Annotated in this window: 13 protein-coding genes; 6 read left to right on the top strand and 7 right to left on the bottom strand. The window is 65.5% G+C overall.

Translation table 11 applies throughout. The annotated features are described in order from the left end of the window. Nucleotides 1–818: 818 nt before the first annotated feature. Both KF886_21155 and KF886_21160 read left to right on the top strand, forming a co-directional pair. The gene (locus tag KF886_21155) at nt 819–1,565 is read left to right on the top strand and encodes a ThuA domain-containing protein (GenBank protein ID MBX3179867.1); all 747 of its coding nucleotides are present in this window, start codon (nt 819–821) and stop codon (nt 1,563–1,565) included. 5 nt (nt 1,566–1,570) lie between these two features. Continuing rightward, nucleotides 1,571–2,875, top strand: coding sequence for a hypothetical protein (locus KF886_21160; protein MBX3179868.1), 1,305 nt, complete (start codon nt 1,571–1,573; stop codon nt 2,873–2,875). Nucleotides 2,876–2,927: 52 nt separating this feature from the next. Here the strand turns inward: KF886_21160 and KF886_21165 are convergent, their stop codons facing one another. Next, entirely contained in the window at nt 2,928–3,494 is a 567-nt protein-coding gene (locus tag KF886_21165) for a hypothetical protein (protein MBX3179869.1), read from the bottom strand. 520 nt (nt 3,495–4,014) lie between these two features. Then, nucleotides 4,015–5,931, bottom strand: a complete 1,917-nt coding sequence (locus tag KF886_21170) for a hypothetical protein (GenBank protein MBX3179870.1) — start codon at nt 5,929–5,931, stop codon at nt 4,015–4,017. A 600-nt stretch (nt 5,932–6,531) separates the two neighbouring features. Between KF886_21170 and KF886_21175 the strand changes: the two genes are divergently transcribed. Both KF886_21175 and KF886_21180 read left to right on the top strand, forming a co-directional pair. After that, a complete protein-coding gene (locus KF886_21175) occupies nt 6,532–7,743 on the top strand; it encodes an acyl-CoA dehydrogenase family protein (protein MBX3179871.1) in 1,212 nt (403 codons plus the stop codon). Between the two features lie 244 nt (nt 7,744–7,987). Beyond that, a complete protein-coding gene (locus tag KF886_21180) occupies nt 7,988–9,052 on the top strand; it encodes a phosphotransferase family protein (protein ID MBX3179872.1) in 1,065 nt (354 codons plus the stop codon). 416 nt (nt 9,053–9,468) lie between these two features. Here the strand turns inward: KF886_21180 and KF886_21185 are convergent, their stop codons facing one another. Then, nucleotides 9,469–10,092 carry a metallophosphoesterase family protein gene (locus tag KF886_21185; protein ID MBX3179873.1) on the bottom strand — a complete coding sequence of 208 codons (624 nt, stop codon included), beginning with the start codon at nt 10,090–10,092 and terminating at the stop codon, nt 9,469–9,471. A gap of 372 nt (nt 10,093–10,464) precedes the next feature. Here KF886_21185 and KF886_21190 point away from each other — a divergent pair, with 372 nt between their 5' ends. Further along, nucleotides 10,465–10,779: an HU family DNA-binding protein gene (locus KF886_21190; GenBank protein MBX3179874.1), complete on the top strand. Its 315-nt coding sequence runs from the start codon at nt 10,465–10,467 to the stop codon at nt 10,777–10,779. A 61-nt stretch (nt 10,780–10,840) separates the two neighbouring features. On the opposite strand, the gene KF886_21195 is transcribed toward KF886_21190, so the two are convergent. Then, a complete protein-coding gene (locus tag KF886_21195) occupies nt 10,841–12,289 on the bottom strand; it encodes a TolC family protein (protein MBX3179875.1) in 1,449 nt (482 codons plus the stop codon). Nucleotides 12,290–12,422: 133 nt separating this feature from the next. Between KF886_21195 and KF886_21200 the strand changes: the two genes are divergently transcribed. Next, entirely contained in the window at nt 12,423–13,142 is a 720-nt protein-coding gene (locus KF886_21200; protein MBX3179876.1) for a histidine phosphatase family protein, read from the top strand. A 440-nt stretch (nt 13,143–13,582) separates the two neighbouring features. Here the strand turns inward: KF886_21200 and KF886_21205 are convergent, their stop codons facing one another. The 3 genes from KF886_21205 to KF886_21215 all read right to left on the bottom strand — a co-directional run bounded on the left by KF886_21205 (nt 13,583) and on the right by KF886_21215 (nt 19,278). Continuing rightward, nucleotides 13,583–14,620 carry an exo-alpha-sialidase gene (locus KF886_21205; protein MBX3179877.1) on the bottom strand — a complete coding sequence of 346 codons (1,038 nt, stop codon included), beginning with the start codon at nt 14,618–14,620 and terminating at the stop codon, nt 13,583–13,585. 874 nt (nt 14,621–15,494) lie between these two features. Beyond that, nucleotides 15,495–17,879 carry a DUF4838 domain-containing protein gene (locus KF886_21210; protein ID MBX3179878.1) on the bottom strand — a complete coding sequence of 795 codons (2,385 nt, stop codon included), beginning with the start codon at nt 17,877–17,879 and terminating at the stop codon, nt 15,495–15,497. Nucleotides 17,880–18,024: 145 nt separating this feature from the next. Then, nucleotides 18,025–19,278 (bottom strand): hypothetical protein, encoded by a 1,254-nt coding sequence (locus KF886_21215; protein MBX3179879.1) that lies wholly within the window; start codon nt 19,276–19,278, stop codon nt 18,025–18,027. Nucleotides 19,279–19,322 lie beyond the last annotated feature (44 nt).

The following is a 19,322-nucleotide window of genomic DNA, read 5'->3' on the forward strand; positions in this document are numbered from 1 at the left end:
CAACCAACCCCGTGCCACGCGATGGCGCCCCCGGCGCCTTCGTGTGCCTGGAGCAACACCAAGCCCCACATCCAACCCAGCCACCCCACACGAGCGGCTCCCTACAACCTATGCTGCGCCCCTCCGCGCGAGATCCGCCAACACAGGATCGCGGGCATTCCTGCCGGCGGCAACAACCGCAACCAACATCACAACACCGCCACCCAGCCCATACACCCCGTGCCACGCGATGGAGCCCCCGGCGTCTTCGTGTGCCTGGAGCAACACCAGCCCCAATTCCAACCCAGCCACCCCGCACGAGCGGCGCCCTACAACCCATGCTACCCCCCCGCGAGATCCGACAACACAGGATCGCGGGCATTCCTGCCGGCGGCAACAACCGCAACCAACATCACAACACCGCCACCCAGCCCATACACCCCGTGCCACGCAATGGCGCCCGGGGGACTGGCTCCCGCGACAACAAAGACCGCCGCCGCGAAAGCGCCCCAATCACCCAAAAATCGCGGGCGCCTATACCCCAAGCACAGCCCCGCCCCGCACGTTCAACGCCCGCCAACGTGGCTTGGCCTTCCAGGCTGAGGCAGCATCAGCGCCGGGTTCGAACGCCCCATTGATGCCGTGAACACAGCCTCGGCTTCCCAAAGCGAGACCATCCTTTCTTCATCCATGTCCATTCGCGTTAATTCGCGGTTCAACTAACTTTCGTTTCGGCCAACGGCGGCTCCAAGCGAATTCGGGCGCATTCGTTGCGCGGCCCGACGCGCGCGCCGTACAATGCGCCGGTGCATTTTCCCGCCCGATGAAAGGATCCCCGCATGCAAGACGGACTGCGCGTCACCGTTTGGAACGAAGGCGTTCACGAGAAGATTAACCCCAAGGTCTCGGCCATCTACCCCGAAGGGCTCGGCCGCCAGCTCGCCAGATACCTCGAGACCGTCCCCGGCATCGCCTCGGTGCGCGTCGCCGAGCTGGATCACCCCGAACACGGTCTGACCGACGGCGTGTTGGAATCAACGGATGTCATGACCTGGTGGGGACACAAGGCCCACGGCGACGTGGACGACGCCATTGTCGCAAAGGTCCACGAGCGCGTCGTGCAGCATGGCATGGGCCTCATCGTGCTCCACAGCGGCCACCACTCCAAGATCTTCAAGCGCCTCATGGGCACGTCCTGCGACCTGAAATGGCGCGAATACAACGATCGCGGCGAAAAGGAACGGCTCTGGGTCGTCGATCCGGCGCACCCCATCGTCGACGGCGTCCCCGAGATGTTCGAACTGGAGCTGGCCGAGATGTACGGCGAACACTTCGACATCCCCCAGCCCGACCAGCAGGTCCTCATCAGCTGGTTCCAGGGCGGCGAAGTCTTCCGCAGCGGCTGCTGCTGGCATCGCGGCCTCGGCAAGGTCTTCTACTTCCGGCCCGGCCACGAAACCCTCCCGATCTACCACGACGCCACCATCCTGCGCGTCATTGGCAACGGCGTACGCTGGGCGGCGCCCACGCGCGTCGCGGGCGGTATCCACCGCGGCAACGCACAGCCGCTCGAAAAAATGGAGTAGACCCCATGTCACGCGCGATTACTATCCTGCTGGCCGCATGCCTCGCCCTCCCGATCCTCGCCGCCGATCTCTCGCTCGCGCGGAAGGCCGATATCTTCCAACACGACATGGAGTCGCGCTTTCTCCTGGAGGGCCAGGCGCTCTGCAAACTGAAACTGCCGGACGCCTCGCGCGACTTCATCGACTACAACATGCCCGACAACGCCTACATGACGGGGATGTACCTCGGCGCACTCTGCATGAAGTACCGCGTCACCAACGACCCCAGCGACAAGGCGGACGCCCTCGCTTCCCTCGCGGCGCTCGACAAAATCTGCACCGCCAGCGGCGTCCCCGGCCTCTGGAGCCGCGCCTTCTGGCCCATCGACAAGCCCCTCGCCGACGACGGCGTCTGGCGCCCCACCCCGGACGGCCAATACCGCTGGCGCGGCGACGTGAGCACCGATCAGGTGGACGGCGTGCTCTTCGGATTCTCCTGGGCCTACGACACCATCGCGGGCGATCCGGAAAAGGCCATGATCCGCAAGAACGTCACGGATCTCGTCGAGTACATCCTGAAAAACGACCTGGTCATCATCGGATTCGACGGAAAGCCGACCCAGTGGGGCAAGTACAACCTGAAATACGTCCGCTCCCAGGAGCGCATGAACGCGCTGCTGTGGCTCCAGGCCCTCAAGATCGCCGCGCACGTCACCGGCGAGCCGCGCTACGCGGATCTCTACCGCGAATGGGCGCTGGACCAGGGCTACGCCGAGGTCGCGATCATGGCGCGGCACAACCTCGACCCGCAGGGCCGCGGCGTGAACCACTCGGACGACGTCCTCCAGTTTCTCGCCTACGAACCGCTGCTCCGCCTCGAAGAGGATCCCGAAATCCGCGCCTTCTACGAAAAGAGCCTCGCGCGATCCTGGAATGGAAGCGATGGACACCCCGGCGTGGCCCCCGAAGGCAACCCCTTCTTCACCTACGTGGCCGCGAAATACCTGGGCGACGAATCCCGGCTCGCGGACGCGCGCAATACGCTGGCCTGGTTCCCCTTCGACCTGAAATGGAACCGCGACACCATCGCGCGCTACGCCGACGCCTTCGGTTTTACCCCCAACTTCGCGCCGAAAAGCCCGCCCCACACCGCCGGGGAGGCCGTGCCGATCGATCGCCGCGAAAAATCGTGGTCGGCGCTCGTGATGAACCCCTACCGCCCCGCCGTCGAGAACCGCGCGCAGGACGGCCCCGTGGAGTACAACGGGCACGATTACCTGCTCGGCTATTGGACCGGACGCCACTACGGCTACCTGTCCGGCGCGGATTGAGCCGGTTCGGGGGGGCGCGTCGCGGCTCGTACGCCGGCTGCGCCCGCCCCCGTCAGCCCTCGAAATGGGGATACAGTTTCTTTTCCAGCTTCCGCATGTACTTCAGCAGCTTGTAGCTGTCGCTCGCGCATTGCGGGTTGCGCCAGCGGTCGCTGTGAAAATACACCGCGCAGAAGTAGTAGGCGCGCGCGTAGTCGTGCTCCTTCACGTAGTGGTGCACCAGGTATTCGAAGGCCACCGGCCACGGAATGCCTTCCGCAACCAACCGCTCGAAATGCGCCACCTGCGTCACCCGGTCCGGGCAGTTCGCCGCGTCCCGGATCTGTTGCTGCCAGTACGTGTCGTTGGCCACCGGCGGATACGCCGCCCGCGCCCGCTCGTAGTGGTCCCGGCAATACTCAAAGTGCAGCGTCCGCTCGCGGTACCACGTCCGGGGCCGCGGCATGGTCGATACTTCCGGCAGCGCCAGCGGAGCCAGCGTAATCTCCCCGCCGCACGAGGTGCACTGGCCCGCCTGGCCCAGGTACTGTTCCGGCGCCTGCCGGACCGACCGGCAATGGGGGCACGTAAACAGAAAATGAAACGGCGCGAGGGGCTCTTGATTCAGGGTCATGCTCATAACGTCTCTCCGCCACGATGTTGTGGACCTGGCCTTGGGGGCGCAAGTCCGGCGCCAGAATTACGGCGCAATGCAACCCCTTGACAGCGGGGTGCTTACCTTCGATACCATCCAATGCGCGCCGTTATTCACTGGTCGGATTCGCCACAATGTGGCAATTCCGGCGCGCTGCCGAACCCGTTCGACCGATCATTAAACCGAGCCGACGGGACGGCGCTACTATGCCGGCCAACAGTTGCGTTTCCCTGCACCGCCATTCCGCGGCGCTGGAACCTGTCGCCTGGACGCCCCGCCTTTGGGGCATTCATGACATGTAGTTCCGCGAAACGGCCGATTTCTTCCCGGGAGGGCGAAAGTTCTTGTTCAGGACTTCACTTCCGACCGCGCCCAATTCTTGAAATCGCTCCAATCCGACGCCATGCGTCACCGCCCTGGAATCACTCGAGTGGAGACCACACGCGAACCCGTTGCCGGCCCGTGACCCGATCGAAAACGCGAAAATCCGCCACTTCACGACCGGTCAGTCAAGGATAATATCCCCATTTCGCGCTTCAAGTTTCATCCCGTACTGCCCGTAGCGCGGGTAGCCGCGCCATTCCGACTTCCGCCGGCCCAGAATGCGCCCGTCCAGTGGTATCGCGCTGTCCACCGCGCCCTGCTCCACCGCAATGTCGAGCGCCGCATACGTCGCTTCCCCGAGAACCACGCTCAAGTCCCCATCCTCCACCAGCACCCGGTGATCGCCCGCAATGCCGCCCGTGGCCAGAATGCGCACATTCCCCAGGCTGTTCCGCACGTTTACCGCGCCCCCCGGGCGATCGATCACCGTATTCCCCTGGAGGCACGCGACATCGATATCGCCCTGAACCGCCTCAAACACCGTATCGCCGTAACGGGCGTTCGCCGTTACCTGGCCGGAACCGCCCGACACCCGGATACTCCCATTCTTGTTCGTGAGCGCAAGCGGGCCTTGCGCGCGGGCGGCGCTGATCGCGCCGTTGCTCTGCTCGATGGTCACCGCACCGGCGCTCTCGGTCACCTGCGTGTGGCCATCTTCCGCCAGCACGGTCACCGGAAGGTTCCGCGGGTACTCGATCTTCAGAAGCACCCGGTACTCGCTGCACTGCAGCGCCTCCATGTCCCCCGTCAGCAGCGTCCGCACGATTAGACGGTCCGCGTCCTTCTGGATGCGCAGCGGCAGCGCGTCCAGCGCCGCCGGCGCCTTCGACGCCGACGGGACCCACACGATCGGGTTGGCCGATATATGCACCCCCGGCTCGTCCGTCCCGATAAGCTGGATGTCCCCCCGGATAGCCTCGATCTGGATCCGCGTATACGGCGTCACCGTCTCGTGCCGGCTGATTGGCTCGCTGAACGGCTTGTCGCCGCTCCGCGCGGTCGCCGGAACCTCGCCCGAGCTCCCCTCATACGCGATCTCGATGCCGCCAAACGTCGCGCTCAGGTCGATCCGCTGCCGCGCGTCCGGGCTCCCGTGGCGCGCCAGAATCCGCCGCCCGCGCTCGCTCCGCGTCACCGGAAGCTCGGAATCCACGCTGCCGTATACCGCGCTCGCCGTCAGGTCCGGCGTACTCCCGGCCGGTAGCACCAACCGGATCGGACCGCTCTCGGCCACCACATCAATCTCGGCCTCCGGCTGAAGCGCCTCAAGCGTAATGCGGCCCCCGAAACTGTTCACCCGGAGCGCGCCCCCGAAATCCGCAAAAAGCGCCTGGCTCCCGTGCAGCTGAAACAGGCCCCCCAGTTTCAAGCCCTGCGCGCGCAGCGGAAACTCGCCACGCGCCCGAACCTGAACCGCGCCCCCCAGGTTGTTCAAATCGACGATGCCGTACTGCGACTCCAGCGCAACGCGGCCCCCGGCCCCCCGCACATAGGTGTCCCCAAAGTAATTGTCCACCGCCAGGTCGGCCCCCCGCGGGATCGTGACATAGAGGTTCACCTGCATCGACGCCGCCCCCATGTCCAGGTGCCGATCCGGCAGCACGGGCTGCACCTGCACCAGGCCGTCATCCTGCGTCACGTTGACGCTGATCGAACGCGAGATCTCCTGCGCAACGCTCGCCGACTCCGCCCCCACAATTACCTTCGCATTGACCTGAACCACCCGCTCGTCCCACGCGTCCACGTGGATCTCCGCAAATTCATTCGATATGGCGACCAGCGGGCTCGGCCCAACCTCCCGCCGCTCGTGAAAGTCCCGCTCTTCCGTGTGCGCGGCCGGCGTATCCCCGTCCAGCGCCATACCCGGGCCAAACAGGTCCTCGGCGGTTTCACCCACACGGCGCATACCCCGCCCGATGTTGTCCAGCCAGGATTGCGTCTTTTCAAGCAAGCCCCGGCTCGGTTCCGCGGGCTGGGCCATCGCGCCGCCGGCGGCCAACGCCAGCAGCAGGGCCAGGCAGATTCGTATACGTATCATGAAGTCTTCCGGTTGCGTCCGATGAAACCCGGGAAGCGCGCCCGCCGCGGGCAGCCCGGAAGGCGTATGCGGCGCCAGGGAGGTGGGGGGCGCCTCGCCCGGTTCTGCCCGCCCAGTATAACAACGCCCGCAAACGAAATACACGGCCCCACCAAAACCACCCCGCACAAGCGGCACAAAGGAGGTTGGGCATTCCCGCCAGCGAAACCTGGACCACCCCAGTAAAACAGCGGAAGCCGGCGTTGGCTGAAAGTCCGCCGCAGGCGGATTGGGCATCTTGCCTGACCCATCAGAAGCCCTACGCCACCACACCCGCGACTTTGGCCGAAAGAAAGGCGCAATCCCGACACGTGCCACGCGATGGCGCCCCAGCGCCTTCGTGTGCCAGGAGCGCCACCAACCGACCCCCGCCAACACCGCCCCAACCGAGCGGCACAAACCAGATTGGGCATCTTGCCTGACCCAACAGAAGCCCTACGCCACCACACCCGCGACATTGGCCGAAAGAAAGGCGCAATCCCGCCACCGCCCGCTTGGATTTCGCGCCCGCGCCGTGTACGCTGTAGACCACCCTCACCATAGCCGCCAAAGGATCACGCCATGGATTTCGCCATCTCACCCCGAATGCAGGACCTCCTCACGCAGGTGCGAACCTTTGTTCGGGACGATCTCTACCCCCTCGAACCCCGCATGCTCCGCGAAGGATTCGGCGCGATCCTCCCCGAACTGAAAGCGAAGCGCCGCAAAGTCCGGGAGATGGGCCTGGCCCTGCCGCAGATCGGCAAGGAACACGGCGGCCTCGGCCTCAGCGTGCTGGAGCACGGCCTGGTGCAGGCGGAGCTCGCCAAGACCTTTACCGGCGTCTATGCCTTCAATTGCCAGGCCCCCGACGCCGGCAACATGGAGATTCTCATCAAATACGGCACGCCGGAACAGCAGGAGCGCTACCTCAAGCCGCTGCTCGCCGGCGACATCCGCAGTTGCTTCTCCATGACCGAGGTGGAGTACCCCGGCTCCAACCCCACCTGGATGGGCACCACGGCGGAGAAGGACGGCGACGACTACGTCATCAACGGGCACAAATGGTTCACCTCCTCCGCCGATGGCGCGGCATTCGCCATCGTCATGGCGGTGACGAACCCCGAAGCACCGAAACACCTCCGCGCCAGCCAGATCATCGTCCCCCTCGACACGCCGGGCTTCGAACTCGTGGAGAACATCTCCTGCATGGGACACCGCGGCGAGGACTGGGACAGCCACGCCGAAGTGCGCTACACCAACTGCCGCGTGCCCCAGGCCAACCGGCTGGGCGAAGAGGGCGCCGGTTTCCTCATCGCGCAGGAGCGCCTCGGCCCCGGCCGCATCCACCACTGCATGCGATTCGTCGGCATCGCCGAGCGCGCGTACGAGCTCATGTGCGAACAGGCCCTGCGCCGCGAAGTCGCCCCAGAACGTCCCCTCGCCACGCAGCAGGTCGTCCAGTTCTGGATCGCCGAGTGCCGCGCGGAAATCAACGCCGCGCGCCTCATGGTGCTCCAGGCCGCCGACACCATCGATCGCCTCGGCGCGAAGGAGGCCCGCGTCGAGATTTCCCTCATCAAGTTCTTCGTCCCCAACGTCATGATGAAGGTCCTCGACCGCGCCATCCAGCTCCACGGCGGCCTCGGCATCACCGATCGCACCCCGCTCGCCGCCTTCTGGCGCAACGAGCGCGCCAGCCGCATCTACGACGGCCCCGACGAAGTACACAAAATGTCCGCCGGCAAGCGGATTCTGGAACTCTTTCGAGCGCAGATGGGCGCCCGACCATAAACCAGGGCCTCGCCCGGTGATTGCAGGGACATCAGGGACGCGCGCGCGGCATGCCTGCCTCGGCGACGTACTTCGCTTCTGACGCCGCTGCCGCTGCCGCCGCCGCCGCCGCCGCCGTTGCCGTTGCCGTTGCCGTTGCCGTTGCCGTTGCCGCCGCCGTCGCCGTCGCCGTCGCTGCTGTCCCTGAAGTCCCTGAAGTCCCTGTACACGTACACCAGCGAGCCATAACCCCAAACGGAATCCCATGGACCTCACCATCGACACCCCAAAAGCCATCCGCCCCGGCGAGGAGCTGGACCTCCCGCGTCTCGAGAGCTACCTCAAATCCGCAATCCCCGGCCTCCAGGGCCCGCTCGCGGTCGCGCAGTTCCCCAGCGGCTACTCCAACCTTACCTACCTCCTCACGGTCGGCGATCGGGAGCTCGTGCTGCGCCGCCCGCCCTTCGGCAGCAAGGTAAAATCCGCGCACGACATGGGCCGGGAATACACCGTCCTCTCCGCCCTGCACCCCATCTATCCCGCCGCACCCAAGCCGCTCGCCCTCTGCGACGACCCCGGCGTCATCGGCGCCCAGTTCTACGTCATGGACCGGATCCGCGGCAGCATCTTTCGCGGTGAACGGCCCCAGGGCTTCAACGCGGACGCCGCCACCGTGCGGGGCTGCTGCGAGGCCTTCGTGCGCAACCTCGCCAGCCTCCACGCGCTCGACTACGAAGCCGCCGGCCTGGCCGGCCTGCGCAAGGAAGGCTCCTACGTCGAACGCCAGGTCTTCGGCTGGATCAAGCGCTACGGCGGTTCGAAGACCGACGAGATCCCCGCAATCGATAACGTCATGGCGTGGCTCGAGGACAACTACCCGCCCGACGCCGGCGCAACCCTCGTCCACAACGACTACAAGTTCGACAACGTCGTACTCGATCCAAACGACCCTACAAAGATAATCGGCGTGCTCGACTGGGAAATGTGCACCATCGGCGACCCCCTCATGGACCTGGGCACGGCGCTTGGCTACTGGATCGAAAAGGACGACCCGGACCTCGGCGTCATCAACTGTTTCCTCAGCCAGGAACCCGGCATGATGACCCGAAAAGAAGTCGCCGCCTGCTATGCCGAGTTAACGGGACGCGACCTCGCCAACCTCCAGTTCTATTACATCTTCGCGCTCTTCAAGCTCGCCGTGATCGTGCAGCAAATCTACTACCGCTACAACCAGGGCCTCACAAAAGACGAGCGCTTCGCCCCGCTCATCTACGTCGTCGGCGCCCTCGGTCACCGCGCCGCCGATTGCATCCAATCCGGCCAGATCTGAGCACCGGGACTCAGGCATTCCCGCCCGAGAAACGCGCACCCACAAACACGCTTGAAATTCCATCGTACGCCAAAGTAGGTTGGGCATCCTGCCCGACACAGCAAACGCCTCCAATGCCACTATGCCTTACGCTTCTTAATCCACCTCAATCCACCAGCAAACGCCAACGTGGGATAAGCATCCCTGCTTGTCACTCCACCCGCATCCAAATCCACCAGTCCGCACACCCATTCGATCCCTCGCCCTTAACAACCAACCCCGTGCCACGCGATCGCGCCCCAAGCGCGTTCGTGTGCCTGGAGCAACACTCACCTCGCCTCCACCAATACCACCCCGAACGAGCGGCTCCCCGGGGCCCAGGCATTACAGTAGCCACGTAGGTTATCCACAGCCGACAGCAGGGCCCCTTCGGCCGGCTACGGCGCCACAATCACCGGCGCGGCCTCCCACGGCGTCCCTTCGGTATTGATACACGTATAGCTCACCCCGCCCGAAGCGCCCTCCAGCGCGCCGGGGCACACAAACAGCGACCCGTCCACTTCAAGGCTGAATAACGACTCCGCCCCGCCGCAAAGAATAATGTCGGCGCGGGCCATCTCGCGCTGGCGACGCCACTTCACCAGCGGCGTGTCCGGCGTCAGGATCTCCCGGGGATTCCCCGGCGAACCGTGGCAGGCAAACACCGCCAGGTCCTCCAGCGTGAACGCGCGGGACTTGCGCCAGTCCCGCACCTTCTCCAGGTTCTGGCTGGAAAGGCGGTCGTTCGCCTCCCGGATCGCATCAACCAGCGCCGGGTCGAGCTTGCGCTCCAGGGATTCCTGCTTCCGCGAATAGCGAACGGCCAGACGATCATTGTTGCCCTGTACGCAGACAACATTATACTGCTCCAGCAAGGACACCACTTCGTTGCCGCCCGGGCCGCCCACAATGGCGTTTCCCGTGTGCACGATGGTGTGAATCCCCTCGCCGGCAATGGCCTCCAGCGCCGCCGCCAGCGCTCGATCGCGGCCGTTTATGTTGCCGATCGCCGCAAGAATCATGATACGCGTCCTTCCAGGCCAGAAAACTTTGGCGCCGCGCCGGGCGGCGGAAATGCACTATACGCGCTTCCAGCTCACGCCTCAATAAAATTATAACCCATTGAAAATAAATGGGTTGCAAATTCAAAACGCAAATCGGGTTCCGGAAAATGCCGGATCCCCGCGAAAAATAAAGGCGATTCGGACCCCGAATTTTTTTTGGCCTTGAAAATAGGGCTTGACAAATCGTTATTTGATCGTTAATCAATACCTGTTGCGGATGGTGGTTCCGGCTGTGTTCAAGGCAGTGCCGGAGCGTGGCGCGTCTGTCGCGCGGCCCGCGCGGTCATCAAACGCAACCGAGAACGATTAAAAAACAGGAGGAACGTTACCATGGCTATTAAGAAAGCCAAGCCGACCGACAAGCCGTTGACCAAGGCGAAGATCATCGAAGTGCTCGCCGAAGAGACCCAGCTCTCCAAGAAGGACATCGGCAATGTCCTCGCCACCCTGACCGAGCTGTCCTACGCGCAGGCCCCCGTCGGCTTCACCATCCCCGGCATGGGCAAGCTCGTGGTCCAGCAGCGCAAGGCGCGCAAGGGCCGCAACCCCAAGACCGGCGAGACCATCAAGATCCCGGCGAAGAAGGTGCTCAAGTTCCGCATCGCGAAAGCCGCGAAGGACGCGATCACGCCCCCCAAGGCCTGATGGTCCCACAATAATCTGGCAGACGCCTGGCCCGGTTCCGGTTCCCCGGAACCGGGCTGCGTCATTCTTCGGCGGCTTCGGCCCCGTCCGGCCCTGTCAATTCCGCCCCCGCGGCCTCCCAGGGCCCGCCCGCCGCGCGCTCCAGCGCCGCCAGCGCCACGTGGTAGTCGCGCAGCGCGATCACCAGCCCCGCCCGCGCCCGCGCGCGCTCCAGTTCCGCGTCGATGATTTCCGTCTGCGTGCCGATGCCTTCCCGGTAGCGGATGTCCGCCAGCCGCACGCTCTCCGCCGCAAGCTCGGCGTTGTCCCGGCGCGCGCGCACCGCCGCCTGCGCCTCCGCCAGCCGCGCCAGCGCCAGATCGGCATCGTGCGCGACACCGCGCTCCAGCTCCGCCAGTTCGTGGCGAAGCCCCTCCGCGCGCGCCCGCGCCGCCGCACGCTCGTGCCGCCGCTGGCCGCCCGTGTACAGGTCCCAGCGCGCGCCCACGTTCACCTGCCACCCATCCGGATTGGACTGGCCGCCCCCATCCACCTCCACCCACGTGACCGTTGTGCTCGCCTGGGGCAGGTATTTGCCGATTACGCCCCGGCGTTGCGCTTCCGCCGCCGCCAGCGCATCGCGCAGGGCGCGAACCTCGGGCCGCTGCGCAAGCGCAATCGCGCCGAAATCCGTCCCGGGCGCGGGGGCTGGCGGAGCCTGGCCCGCCGGCGCGCACGCAACCGGCTGCCCCGGCGGCAGCCCCAATACCCGCCGGATCGCGATGTCCGCCCGCTCGACATTCGCGCGCGCCGCCGCAACATCCGCCGCGCGCGCCGCCACTTCCGTCCGCGCACGCATCACCTCATAATCCGTAAGTGCGCCCTCCTTCGCCAGGATCTCCGTGTCCCGCAAGTGGCGCGCAAACGCCGCCTCGGCCTCCAGGGCCACCTGCGCCGCCGCCCGCGCCGCGATCGCGTCGTGATACGCCTGCCGCGCCAGATACGCCACTTCCTGGCGCACCGCGTCCCGCCGCCACGCTTCGGATTCCGCAAGATGGCGCGAGGCGCGCACCGCCGCCTGGATCTGGCCGCCCGCATACAGCACCTGCGTCACCGTCAGCCGCGTCGTGATCGTCTCCTTGTCCGGGCTGAAGGATTCCGTATCGACAAACCCGCCCAGGAAGCCGCCGCCCAGGCCAAAATCGAGCTCCTCGACATAGTTGTACGCCGCCTCCGCAGCCACCTGGGGCCGGCGCCCCGACCGCGCCTGGCCTGCCTCCGCCTCGCGCAACGCCACGTCCGTCTCGGCCACCAGCGCATCGACATTCTGCGCCAGCGCGCGCGCCACGCACGTCTCCAGCGTCAGCTCAAGCGGCTCCGGCGCCTCGCGCGGAACCGGCGGCGTGTGGTAGGCTGCGGCTTCGTTCAAAACCCCCGCCGCGCTTTCCAGCAGCGGGTCTGTTGCGGGCTGCGCGGTCGCCATCGCGGCCACGCACCAGATACCCATTAGCCACGGGCGAATCGGCGCCATGTTCGATCTCCAGTTCGGATTCGGCGTCGGCCCCCGTGCCCGGCGCCGCCAACCGCATGGTAGACCGGAAGCGGCGGCGCCGTCAACGCGCGAATAATCAACCCGGGCGCTGTGCCCACGGAGAGGCGATCCATTGAGCGAACTCATCATCGTACGGCACGGGCAGGCCTCCTTCATGAGCGGCGACTACGACCGGCTCTCCGAGCGGGGATTCGATCAGGCCCGCCGCCTGGGGCGCTACTGGGCCGCGGAGGACATCGCGCCCACCCACCTCGTGATCGGCCCGCGAAAACGGCAACGACAGACCGCCGAGGCTATCCAGGCCGCCATGGCCGAGGAGGGGGTGAGCACCCCGGAACCGGTCTACGACAACCGCCTCGACGAATTCGACTGGGATGGCCTCTTCACCTACGGGAACAGCACGTGGTCCCTCAAGGACGCGCGCACCGGCGAACTCAAGGCCCAATTCGAGGCCGCCGCCACGGTCGACGAAAAACGCCGCACCATTCACCACTACATGGAAGCCGTGACCCTCGCCTGGGCCCGCGATCGCTTCTTCGAGGAGGGCCTCGAAACCTGGGCCGAGTTTCGCGGCCGCGTGGAGAGCGCCGTGCTGCTCCACACCCGCAACGCGCCGCGCGGCAGCCGCGTCGTCTTCGTCACCTCCGGCGGCGTTGCCGCAGCCACCGCCGGCTTCGTGCTCGGCCTCACCCCCGAAAAAACACTCGGCCTCGTATGGACCCTACGCAACGGCGCGCTCGTTGAATTCGTCTTCAGCGGCGGACGCTACTCCCTCAGCAGCTTCAACAACGCCCCGCACCTCCCCAGCCGCGATCTCTGGACCTACCGGTAACGGCCCATTCCCAACACGGCGGACCTTCGGCCTGTCCGCGGCAATGTAGGATAGCCGTCCCGGCTGTCCATCGCGCCAACGGCGCGCCAGGATCGCGGACATTCCTGTCCGCGGCAACGTGAGCCTGCCTCCAAAAAGGTCCCCTCACCCCACCAAAACCACCTCGAAAAGAACGCGGCACAGCCGTCCCGGCTGTCCACCGCCGAAAGCGCAAAGGATCGTGGACATTCTTGTCCGCGGCAACGTGAGCCTTCCTCCAAAAAGTTCCCCTCACCCCACCAAAACCACCTCGAAAAGAACGTGGCACAAGCGTCCCGCCTGTGTTCAGCGCCGAAAGGCGCAAGCAATTCCAGCGCCAGTCGGTCGAAGTGCTGCCCAAACGCAAACGGGGCCGCCGGAACTCACATCCCGGCGGCCCCGCGTATCCAGCGCAACAGTCTCTACTTCGTGTGGCCGAGAATGGCCTCCTCCCGGAAACTCGCAAGCATCACCGTCTTGCGCGCATCCGTCGTGTACACCACGTGGATCGTCCCGTCCTTCGCCTGAATCGCCATCGGATACGCAAACGTGTTGTTGCCCGTCCCGATATCGCGGCGGTGCGGCCACGTCTTGTCGTTGTCCTCCGAAATCGCGATGGTCAGCGGCGTGCGATCGTTCATGTTGTCGTTGTACGCCAGCAGAAGATGGCCATTCTGCAGCTTGATGAAGCTCACCGCCGAATTCGGATTCGGGAACTGCGAATCCTCGCCCGGACTCCACGTCATTCCGCCATCGTGCGACTCCGCACGGATCATGTAGCGCGTCGTGCTCGGCTCGTAGTTCCCGCCCACCCGGCAATACGCGATCAGGTGCTCATCCGTGATCTGCACCGGCTCCGGCTGAAGGTTGCCAATCTTCGAGTAAATCCGCTCCGTCGGCGTCCACGTCCGCGTCGCAGGATCGTGGATCAGGAAATACGACGCCGTGTCCGCGCCCATTTCCTCGCGATCCCCGCCCGTCTCGTGGTACACCGGCAGGAGATACTTGCCGTTGTTCAGCACGATCGGACGCCCCCGCACCATCGTGCCCATCTCAAAGCTCAGCATCAGCGAATCGGACCACGTCTTCGCGCCGTCCTCCGAAACCTTCGCCTTGATCCGCGCGTCGGACCACGTGTCGCCATAGCGCTGCACGTAAAACAGCCACACCAGGCCGTCCGGCGCCTGCCAGGCAATGCCATTCCCCTCGCCCTGAAACGGCGTGTCCGCCAGAAGTTGCGGCTCCGACCATTCCGTCTCGCCCTTCGCGCGCCGGATGCCGTACACCTTGGATTCATCCTCGTATTCGCCCCCGCCGCCGTAGAACGTAATAAACAGGTCGCCGTTGTCCAGTTCCGTGATCGCCGCCGGGTGCTTGTAGGCCCCCGGTTTCTCCTGGCCTGTCACCTTCTCAATCTTGACGTCATCCGCCGCGATCGCCGGCGCGGCCAGCAGCGCCAGCAGCGCCGCCAGAGCAGTTCGTTTCATGGGCACTATTCCTTTTCTCGTTGAATCCCGGGAAAAACATAAGCCGCTATCATACGGGGCGCCGCCACCGGCGCGCAACGGGCGGGCCAGGCAGGGCAATCGCATTTGCAACACTTTAGCCGTCTGAAGTAAGGGCTTCGCCGATACGAGATGCCTTACTTACACTGGATGTATTCGTCATTCCCGCGAAGGCGGGAATCCAGAGGGTTTGCGAGGTTAACGTTGCATGGTCTCTGGATCACCACTTTCGTGGGGATGACGGTGTTCGATCACCTTGAGCCGCCACCGTTGGGTGCGACGAGGGTGACTACTTCAGACGGCTGAAGAATTACTCGCATTTAAACTTCCAGCTCGATCCGAGCGCCACATGAACCACCTTCAATGTTACAACGGGCGCTCCAAAACGCTCACTATCGTTGATTCAAGGTTCCAAATCGACTCAAGTTTACGCCCATACACCGAGATCGAGTTTAAATGCGATTGCCCTGGCGGGCCAGGTCCCCGCGTGTAACCGCACCCCCCAGAATAGGCGAGCCACGAAAGAACGCGAATTCACACAGTGCCGCCTCTGTTGGCTGGTTGTCCTCAAGAACTTTTTCCGTTCCTTACGGTTATCAAAATCGTAAGACGTTGGCGGAATGAGGCTCCCCGGGATCGCGGACACTTCCGCCACGGCGCACCTTCGGCCTGTCCGCGCCAGAGGAAGCGCAAAACCCGACGGAAGCACATCGCCCCACCAAGACCACCGCGAAAGGAAAGTGGCACAGCCGTCCCGGCTGTGTTCAGCGCAGAAACGCGAAAATGTAGGATAGCCGTCCCGGCTGTCCCCTGCGCCGCAGTCCGCACCCTACTCCGGCACGGCGGGCGCCGCCTTCTCCACTTCCTCGGTCTCCCCATCCGCGAGGCGCTCCCACAGGAACACCCGCCCGTGCAGGCCGCCGCGGGGGTTGCGGTCGGGCTCGCGCGTGTGCACGAGAATGGCGATGTCGTTGGTCTGGCCGGGTTGGATCAGGTCCGTGACGTTGACCTCGAAGGGCGACGTCTCCAGGTGGTAGCCCAGGCGCCAGTGGCGGTCCAGCTCGAAGGGGCGCATCACGCCGTTGACCCACACCCACACGCCCCAGTTGTACACGCCCGCCACGGCGAGCCAGAGGTCCTTCCCGGCCGCCTCCGCGGGCACGTCGAACGTTGTGCGGTACCAGGCGTCGCCCCAGTAGCTCCAGCCGGTTTCGTCCTGGTGGCCCTGGGCCTCCCAGTAGAAGGTCGTGTCGATGGGCGTCCACCCGGCGGCCTGTTCGGGCAGATACCACTGTTCGATCACACCCATGCCCTTCGGGTCCGGCAGGAATTCCCAGTCGCGCGGGAGCAGGGTGACCATGTTGCCGATCGGGCCGTTCTGGCGCTGCGCCAGGTAGTCGTAGACCGGTCTGCGCGACGCGATGCTGGAGCTCTGGTGCGGCGCGAGATCGTTCTCCGGCGGGACCAGCCCCGTCTGCACGGCTTCGATGGGCCCGCGCAGGGTGATCATTTCGTCCGCCTTCTTCACCGATAGCGCGAAATCGCCCGCCGCCGCCGCGTTCTCCATGTCGAGGAAGGCCTTCATGTGTTCGTGGACCAGCCGCATGACCTCGGTGCGCTGCTGGAAAGCCGGGGCGTCCGCCTGCGCCACGGCCCGGGCGATCAGGCGATCGAGCGTGTCCAGCACGGGCGGCAGGATGAGCCGCCACTGCATGAAGCGGCCCCAGGTCTCGTGCGTGTCGGTCGCGTCCACGGCGTTCTCCAGGGTCCAGATGTACGCCTCGATCGCGTCCGCCGCCGGCCCGTAAAAGCGCTCGCAATAGTCGCGCACCAGCGCGTCCACATCGAGGTCCGCGTTCCACATGAGCTTCGCGCGGACGTAGTAGTTCAGGTGCGTGACCATCCACGAATTCACGCCCTCCGTATAGAAGCCCCACGCGCCATGATCGCGGAACCAGGGGATGTCGTGCTTCAGACAGTGCAGCGCCGGGAAGGGCAGGTTGTCGATGGCCTTGCCGGGGTCGTAGTCGTAGATGAACACGGGGTCGAGCCGGTCGAGCCAGCGCGACAGGATCGTCTCATAGGTCTGCCGCTGCCAGCAGCGCGGCTCGCCGATGCGGTGGATGGAGCACGCCGCAATCACGGCGGACTGGATGCCGAGATTCGGCGCGAATTCGCGGATGCTCTCGGGCAGGCGCACGCGGTTGGCGTATCCGTTCGTGAGCACCCAGCGATCGGGGAATTCCTCGTAGACCTCCAGCGCGATCTTGTTGGCGAACTGGAACCAGACCTCGCTCAGGCTGGGGTCGCCGTAGCCCTTGAAGTTAAAGCCGGGAAAGTACCGCTGGCACGCCTCGCAATAGCACACCGGGAATCCGTCCGGCGGCGCGAAGCCGTAGCTCAGCCGGTCCGGATCCTCGCGAAAGGCCCGCTTGATCGTCTCCACGCCAATCCGCACCGCTTCCGGCTCGCTCATGCAGAGCATGTCTCTCATCCGCTCGCCATTCTTGTCGATCGCGTAGATTTCGGGGCGGGTTTCGAAATGTTCCTCCGGCCGCGCGAGCTGGATCACGCTGCCGTCCCCCGGAAGGCTGAGCCCGAGCGGATTGATCTTGTTCAGGTCGCACCAGCGCCGCATCCAGTCCTGCTCTTCCGCGCTCGCGGGCATCCAGCCGGAATACCAGACCCGCCGCACGCGGAAGCTGGGCCGCTCGGTGCGATCAATATCGCCGATGCGGATGGTGTCCCGCCGGGGAATGGCCTCGCCAAAGGGCCCCGCGAAAAACCAGCGGCAGCCCAGGTCGCGCTCCAGGAAATCGGCGGCGGCGAACACCGTGCCCCGGTAGTTCCAGTCTTCGTTGCCCGCGATTACGAGATCAGCGCCGACCGTGCGCACGATGAAGGCTTCCTCGTTCATCTGGTGCGAGTGCCCGGCCGGGAGCTCCGCGCCCAGCGCGCCCGCGGTCGCCGCCGCGCGCCCCACCAGGATGCGCGCGCCCGACGCGGGATCGGCCTCCGCCTGGATCGGCAGGCGGGCGCCCGAGATCTTCTCGATGTATTCCTGGAGGTAGCCGGCCGCCTCCCGCGCCTGATCGCTGGCATCCGCCCCGATCACGATGGCGGCCCGCGGCGCGCCGGACTCGACAAGCAGGATCTCCGCGCGGGCGGCGGCAACGAAAAGCACGGCGAGACTCAGCACGAAAAAGCGGCGCATGGCGATGGGCTCCGTGGGTTGTGGCGCGGCGGTGGAATCCCGCACTCCTCCGGGCGGGCATTCCACAGCGACCGCGCCAGTCTACGGCGCGGGCGCGCCGCGCGGCAAGCGCATCATACAGACCGGGGTCGTTCCCGAAGGAACCCTACGCCTCCTTCTCGGCGAGATGCTTCCCAAGGAAGGCGAATGCGCGCTCCTGCATGGCGAGGTTGAACTCGTGCGGGCCGTCGAAGAAGACGCCCTCGAAGTTGTCCGGCGCGCCCATCTTCTCGAAGATATCCTCGATCTTCCGCACCGCGCGCTGGGCGGCGTCGATCGGGTAGAGCTCGTCCTTCAGGCCGTTGATCGTCATCAGGGCCCCGGGCCAGTGCAGCCCGCCCAGGTCGGGCCAGTCCAGGTGCTGGTAGAGGCCGGGCACGAGCTTGGAAAAGCCAACCGCCCAGCGGATGTTGTTGCGGATAAGCGGCTGGTATTCGGACATCCAGCAAACCGCCACGGAAGCGCGCACCTTCGGGTGGAGCGCGCCGAGAAAGATGGTCCGGACGGACCCCACGCTGAGCCCGACGCAGCCCACGCGCTCGGCGTCCACTTCCGGGCGGCTGCACAGGTAGTCCGCCGCGCACATATCGTCCCACGTGATAATGCCGGACACCGTCGTTCCGGCGGCGAGCGCCGTGCGGCCGAGGATCTCCTCGTGCGCCCAGGATCGCGCGTTGAACTGCTTGATGTCGTCCTCCGTGAGGTCCATGGTGCGGTTCTTCACGCGGTCGGGGTCTTTCTCAAAATACATGCCGCGCTCGCCCCAGTGGAGCATGTCGGGCACGGCGACCACATAGCCGAGGCGCGCGAGTTCGTCGGCCAGGTCGCGCCCGCCGTAATACTGGTCCTTGAATTTCTGCAGGGCGGGGTGCACGGGGTCGACCTTGGTGAGCTTCTCCTTGCCCCAGAGGTAGAAGCCGCCGTGATCGTGCAGCGCGACGATGCCCGGCGCCGGGCGGTTGAGGTTCTTCGGCACGAGCAGGTACATCCCCGCGCGCTGGCCCGCGGTCGTGTACAGTTCGATGCGTTCGCGGAAGAAATCGCCGCGATCCTCGCGGTGCACCAGCCCGGGTTGCGGGTCGCGCTCGGTATCGGTGTAGTGGAAACAGTCCACGAGCTTCGCCCGGGCTTCCCGCGTCCAGGCTTCAGGGTCATTGTAACGATCCTGAAGAAAGGTCATCTCCGGAGCGCACTTCGCGGAGATCTTCTGGAAAAGGTCCCAGTGCGTGCCCAGATCGGGGTCCGGCTTCCACTGGGTCTCCGGCAGGCGCTCCGCCGCCTCCTGCGCGGGCGCGGAGCCCGCGCCCAGGCCCAGCCCCGCCGCAAGCGCGCCGGTTCTCAGAAAACTGCGTCGTTTCATCGTGCCTCTCCGCGTTGGTTGCTGGCAGCCCTAATAGTACCGCA

The sequence above is a fragment of the Candidatus Hydrogenedentota bacterium genome (assembly GCA_019637335.1).
In the GTDB taxonomy this organism is placed as follows: domain Bacteria; phylum Hydrogenedentota; class Hydrogenedentia; order Hydrogenedentales; family JAEUWI01; genus JAEUWI01.

Excerpts from the sequence above, each read along its gene's own strand:
- KF886_21190 (MBX3179874.1), top strand. The coding sequence starts at position 10,465 with ATGGCTATTAAGAAAGCCAAGCCGACCGACAAGCCGTTGACCAAGGCG.
- KF886_21195 (MBX3179875.1), bottom strand. The coding sequence starts at position 12,289 with ATGGCGCCGATTCGCCCGTGGCTAATGGGTATCTGGTGCGTGGCCGCG.
- KF886_21215 (MBX3179879.1), bottom strand. The coding sequence starts at position 19,278 with ATGAAACGACGCAGTTTTCTGAGAACCGGCGCGCTTGCGGCGGGGCTG.
- KF886_21165 (MBX3179869.1), bottom strand. The coding sequence starts at position 3,494 with ATGAGCATGACCCTGAATCAAGAGCCCCTCGCGCCGTTTCATTTTCTG.
- KF886_21180 (MBX3179872.1), top strand. The coding sequence starts at position 7,988 with ATGGACCTCACCATCGACACCCCAAAAGCCATCCGCCCCGGCGAGGAG.
- KF886_21170 (MBX3179870.1), bottom strand. The coding sequence starts at position 5,931 with ATGATACGTATACGAATCTGCCTGGCCCTGCTGCTGGCGTTGGCCGCC.
- KF886_21160 (MBX3179868.1), top strand. The coding sequence starts at position 1,571 with ATGTCACGCGCGATTACTATCCTGCTGGCCGCATGCCTCGCCCTCCCG.
- KF886_21155 (MBX3179867.1), top strand. The coding sequence starts at position 819 with ATGCAAGACGGACTGCGCGTCACCGTTTGGAACGAAGGCGTTCACGAG.
- KF886_21210 (MBX3179878.1), bottom strand. The coding sequence starts at position 17,879 with ATGCGCCGCTTTTTCGTGCTGAGTCTCGCCGTGCTTTTCGTTGCCGCC.
- KF886_21175 (MBX3179871.1), top strand. The coding sequence starts at position 6,532 with ATGGATTTCGCCATCTCACCCCGAATGCAGGACCTCCTCACGCAGGTG.
- KF886_21185 (MBX3179873.1), bottom strand. The coding sequence starts at position 10,092 with ATGATTCTTGCGGCGATCGGCAACATAAACGGCCGCGATCGAGCGCTG.